The 4,244-nt window shown below is 63.8% G+C and carries 6 protein-coding genes; 5 read left to right on the plus strand and 1 reads right to left on the minus strand.

Annotated elements, in window-relative coordinates:
- The 5 genes from TX78_RS08215 to TX78_RS08230 all read left to right on the plus strand — a co-directional run.
- Positions 1 to 556: potassium transporter TrkG (locus TX78_RS08215; protein WP_147640456.1), on the plus strand; the 556-nt coding region annotated here is incomplete at its 5' end.
- A complete protein-coding gene (locus TX78_RS08220; RefSeq protein ID WP_044495261.1) occupies positions 549 to 1,220 on the plus strand; it encodes a potassium channel family protein in 672 nt (223 codons plus the stop codon). The genes TX78_RS08215 and TX78_RS08220, both read left to right, overlap by 8 nt.
- Before the next feature lie 121 nt (positions 1,221 to 1,341).
- Positions 1,342 to 2,487 carry an acetoin utilization protein AcuC gene (locus tag TX78_RS08225; protein WP_407635384.1) on the plus strand — a complete coding sequence of 382 codons (1,146 nt, stop codon included), beginning with the start codon at positions 1,342 to 1,344 and terminating at the stop codon, positions 2,485 to 2,487.
- A gap of 380 nt (positions 2,488 to 2,867) precedes the next feature.
- Positions 2,868 to 2,966, plus strand: a complete 99-nt coding sequence (locus tag TX78_RS13230) for a 30S ribosomal protein bS22 (protein WP_081652675.1) — start codon at positions 2,868 to 2,870, stop codon at positions 2,964 to 2,966.
- Between the two features lie 86 nt (positions 2,967 to 3,052).
- Positions 3,053 to 3,307 carry a glutaredoxin family protein gene (locus tag TX78_RS08230; RefSeq protein ID WP_044495263.1) on the plus strand — a complete coding sequence of 85 codons (255 nt, stop codon included), beginning with the start codon at positions 3,053 to 3,055 and terminating at the stop codon, positions 3,305 to 3,307.
- 211 nt (positions 3,308 to 3,518) lie between these two features.
- On the opposite strand, the gene TX78_RS08235 is transcribed toward TX78_RS08230, so the two are convergent.
- Complete coding sequence (locus tag TX78_RS08235) at positions 3,519 to 3,911, minus strand: ectoine synthase (protein ID WP_044495264.1); 393 nt, start codon at positions 3,909 to 3,911, stop codon at positions 3,519 to 3,521.
- Between the last annotated feature and the right edge of the window lie 333 nt (positions 3,912 to 4,244).

The raw sequence follows: 4,244 nt of genomic DNA on the forward strand, positions 1-4,244 counted from the left end.
CGGGGAGAAGATCCAGAACTCGATCTTCGCCTCGGTCATGATGCGCTCAGGCGGTTTCTCCGTGGTGGAGAACGTCATGGAGCACTCAGAGACCATGCTGATCACCAACGCCCTGATGTTTGTGGGCGGCGGATCGGCCTCCACCGCCGGTGGCATCAAAGTCACCACTTTCGCGGTGATCTTCCTGGCCTTCCTCGCCGAGGCCCGCGGCCACGAGGACTCTTCTGCCCACGGCCGGACTATCCCCGCTCAGGCTGTGCGCGTGGGTGTCTCCGTGGTGGCCATGGGCGCCACCTTCGTCCTGCTCTCCACTCTGGCGCTGATCATCATCACCGGGGAAGACTTAGAGCGCCCCCTGTTTGAATCCATCTCCGCTTTCGCCACCTGCGGGCTGACCTCAGGGCTGACCGAAGAGCTCCCGCCGTCGGGCCTCTACGTCCTTTCAGCGTTGATGTTCGCCGGTCGCGTGGGCATCATGACCTTCGCTGCGGCATTGACCATCCGCCAAAGCCGCATCCGCTACCGCTATCCCGAGGGAAGGCCGATCATTGGCTAAAAGGAACGAGAAGACCAATAAGCCCGTCCTGGTAGTGGGCATGGGGCGTTTCGGCATCGCCCTGGCTCAGCAACTGGTCAGCCAGAACAAAGAGGTGCTGGCCGTGGACCGGCACCGCGGGCTGGTGCAGAAGTACGCTGACTCGCTGACCCACACCGTCGAAGCCGACGCCACAGACATCGAAGCGCTCCGTCAGCTTGGTGCCGAGGAGTTCGATTCCGCGGTGGTGGGCGTGGGTACTTCCATCGAGTCCAGTGTGCTGATCGCCGCGAACCTGGTGGACCTCGGCGTCACCCAGGTGTGGGCCAAAGCTATCAACCCCACCCATGGCAAGATCCTCACCCGCATCGGCTGTCACCATGTGATCTACCCAGAGCACGACGCCGGGGTCCGTGCCGCCCACCTGGTCTCGGGACAGATGATGGACTTCATCAAGTTCGACGACGATTTCGCGATCGTGAAGATGCGTCCGCCCAAGGCGCTGCAGTCGAAGACCATTGATGAATCCCAGCCGCGCAAGCGTCACGGAATCAACATTGTGGGCGTGAAGTCCCCCGGCCAGGAGTTCGTCTACGCACAGCCGGATACGCTGATCTCTCCCGGAGACACCATCGTGGTCTCCGGCGACGTCCATAAGCTGGAGTACTTCGCAGATCACGCCTAGCCAGCGCGCTCACCTCCTGCTTCACAACGGGAGAAGAGACCCTCCTGGGCGGTACCCTGGGGCTGTGACCCAGCGCTCATCAGGCTCCGCCCTTCCCACATCGGTGGTGTGGGACCCCGCTCTGCTGAACTACAAGTTCAATGCCACCCACCCGATGGACCCGGTGCGGTTGGAGTTGACCGAAAGGCTGTGCCGAGGGCTCGGCGTCTTTGATGCCCCGAACCTCAGCATGCTGGTACCGGGCCTGGCCAGTGACGAGCAGCTGCTGAGCGTCCATGACCGCGAGTACATCGAGGCGGTCAAGCGCGCTGCTGAGAGCGGCGACCCCAATGGCGGATGCGGATTGGGCACCGAGGACACCCCGGTGTTCGCCGACATGCACGAGGGCGCCGCACGCATCGCCTCAGGAACCCTGATGCTCGCCGAGCAGCTGCACACCGGCACCGCAGTGCACGGAGTGAACTTCGCCGGAGGGATGCACCATGCCTCCCGCGCTAAGGCCGGAGGATTCTGCATCTACAACGACGCCGCCCTGGCCATTCAGCGGCTGTTGGATCTGGGCGCCCGCCGTGCGGTCTACATCGATGTGGATGCCCACCACGGGGATGGCACCCAGGAGATCTTCTACAACGACCCCCGAGTCATGACCATCTCCCTGCACCAAAGCGGAGTCTCGCTCTTCCCCGGCACCGGGTTCCCTAATGAAACTGGCGGCCCGGGGGCTGAGGGCACCAGCGTCAATATCGCGATCCCTGAAGGCACCGGTGACGCCGGCTGGCTGCGAGCCTTCCACGCCGTCGTGCCTGCGCTTGTCGCAGCCTTTGAACCCGAGGTCATCGTCTCTCAGCACGGCTGTGACTCCCACTCCGCAGACACCATGAGCGACCTTCACCTCAGCGTGGATGCGCAGCGGCAGATGGCCTTTGATATCGGCCACATGGCCGAAGAGCACTGCGAGTCCCGCTGGATCGCCACCGGCGGAGGAGGCTACTCGGTATTTGATGTGGTGCCACGGGCGTGGACGCATCTGACCGCCATCGCCGCCGGAAACCCGGTTCCGCTAGCCACAGCCACGCCGCAGTCCTGGCGGGAACACATCAAGACCACCTACAGCGTGCAAGCACCGGAGAAGATGTCCGACGACGCCGAACTGTGGTGGCGGACCTGGGAACTCGGCTACGACCCCGAGGACACTGTGGACCGCGCGGTGATCCAGACCCGTAAGGAGATCTTCCCGTTGCACGGTCTGGACCCCTGGTTCGACTGATTAGTCCCGGCGGCGCGTACACGCCGCGCTCGCCTCTCGGCCGCGTGCAGTGGCCGCGGCCTTCACGCCTAAAGGGTTCCGCGGGCGGGGACACCCCGCGCTCGCCTCTCGGCCGCGTGCAGTGGCCGCGGCCATCACGCCTAAAGAGTCCCGACGGCGCGTACACGCCGCGCTCGCCTCTCGGCGGGCAAAGCCTTGCCCGCCATTACGCCTGAAGGGTTCCGCGGGCGGACTGCTCACGGCCGTTGAGGGGCCCGCGGGCGGCGTCGTGGGGTTTCAGTTCGCCGTGTTCGCGCGGAATCGTTACACTACCTTGAGACCTTTTTGGCCTAGGGGCACCGCGTGCCCCGCCCCCCGACAGACAAAGGACGTATTCCCCTATGGGTTCAGTCATCAAGAAGCGCCGCAAGCGCATGGCGAAGAAGAAGCACCGCAAGCGTCTGCGGAAGACCCGCCACCAGCGGCGCAATAAGAAGTAGTAGCTTCTTCTCAGTACAGTGGACCCCGGCTAAAGCAGCCGGGGTCTTTCTGTATCCTTAGTCCGCACCGCAGCAAAGGAGCCCAGATGACACAGCAAGTTTCGGTGGAAGTTCTGACCAAACAGGGCTGCCACCTGTGTGAGGAGGCCCTGGCCGTCACCGCGGCGGCCTGTGCCGAGTTCGGGCTGAGCTACACCGAGCTGGATATCAGCGACGACGACGCCTTGCGCGCTCAGTACGCCGAGGAGATCCCCGTGCTGCGCATCAACGGGACCGTCCGCGACTTCTGGAAGTTTGATCCTGCGCGCCTGCGCCGAATGCTGTCCGAGGCCACGGCCTAGCCCTAGTCTGTTCCTCGTCGCACCGTTGTCCTAGCCGCATCGTTCGGTCACGCGATATGACGGTACTTTCCTCTGATTCAACAGCTCAGAGCGTAAGAATATGGTCACAATGCGTGACCGAATGACGCGGTGAGGGGCTGGCGGCACTACTGAGGGGTCCTGTGCAGCGGCGCTGCACAGGACCCCTCAGTAGTGCTAGGTAAGGGCGCTATTAGTCCTCTTCGACGATCAGCGGGTAGACGCCGTCTTCATCGTGGACCTCGCGGCCGGTGACCGGTGGGTTGAAGACGCACACCATGCGCATCTCTTCTTCGACGTCCACCTGGTGCTTCTCGTGGCCGTCCAGGAGGTAGAGGAAACCGTCGGTGATCTGGTGCTTCTCCCCGGTCTCCAGATTGGTGAGAGTGCCCTTGCCGGCCACGCAGTACACGGCCTCGATGTGATTGGCATACCAGAACTCGTTGTGGGTGCCGGCGCGCAGGGTGGTCTCGTGCAGGGAGAAGCCGACCTTCTCCTTAGCGAGCACCATGCGGCGAGAACGCCAGTTGGGGGTATCGATATCGCGGTCGGTGCCGTTGAGATCGTTGATGTTCAGGGTGTACATACTCACTCCTTAAGTACGTGGTGAGGGACGACGGTGCCGTACCTGTATTTCATACTGCCAACCAGAGATTGCGCCCGGGTTACTAAAGCCCGCCGCAGCTGCGGGACCCGTGCCCGCCGCCGGGACTAGCCCTTTAGGCGCGATGCTCGGCGTGAGCCGGGCGAGAGCATGGCGGGGTTTCCCCGCCCGCGGGACTAGCCCTTTAGGCGCGAAGTCCGCGGCCACTGTACGCGGACGAGAGGCGTGCGCGACATGCGCGCGCCGCCGGGACTAGCCCTTTAGGCGTGATGGCGGGCAAGGCCTTGCCCGCCGAGAGCGTGGCGGGGTTCCCCC

This window comes from Nesterenkonia massiliensis (assembly GCF_000455245.1).
GTDB classification, from domain to species: Bacteria; Actinomycetota; Actinomycetes; order Actinomycetales; family Micrococcaceae; genus Nesterenkonia; species Nesterenkonia rhizosphaerae.

Coding starts and splice junctions, on each gene's coding strand:
- TX78_RS13230 (WP_081652675.1), top strand. CDS start 2,868: ATGGGTTCAGTCATCAAGAAGCGCCGCAAGCGCATGGCGAAGAAGAAG.
- TX78_RS08230 (WP_044495263.1), top strand. CDS start 3,053: ATGACACAGCAAGTTTCGGTGGAAGTTCTGACCAAACAGGGCTGCCAC.
- TX78_RS08235 (WP_044495264.1), bottom strand. CDS start 3,911: ATGTACACCCTGAACATCAACGATCTCAACGGCACCGACCGCGATATC.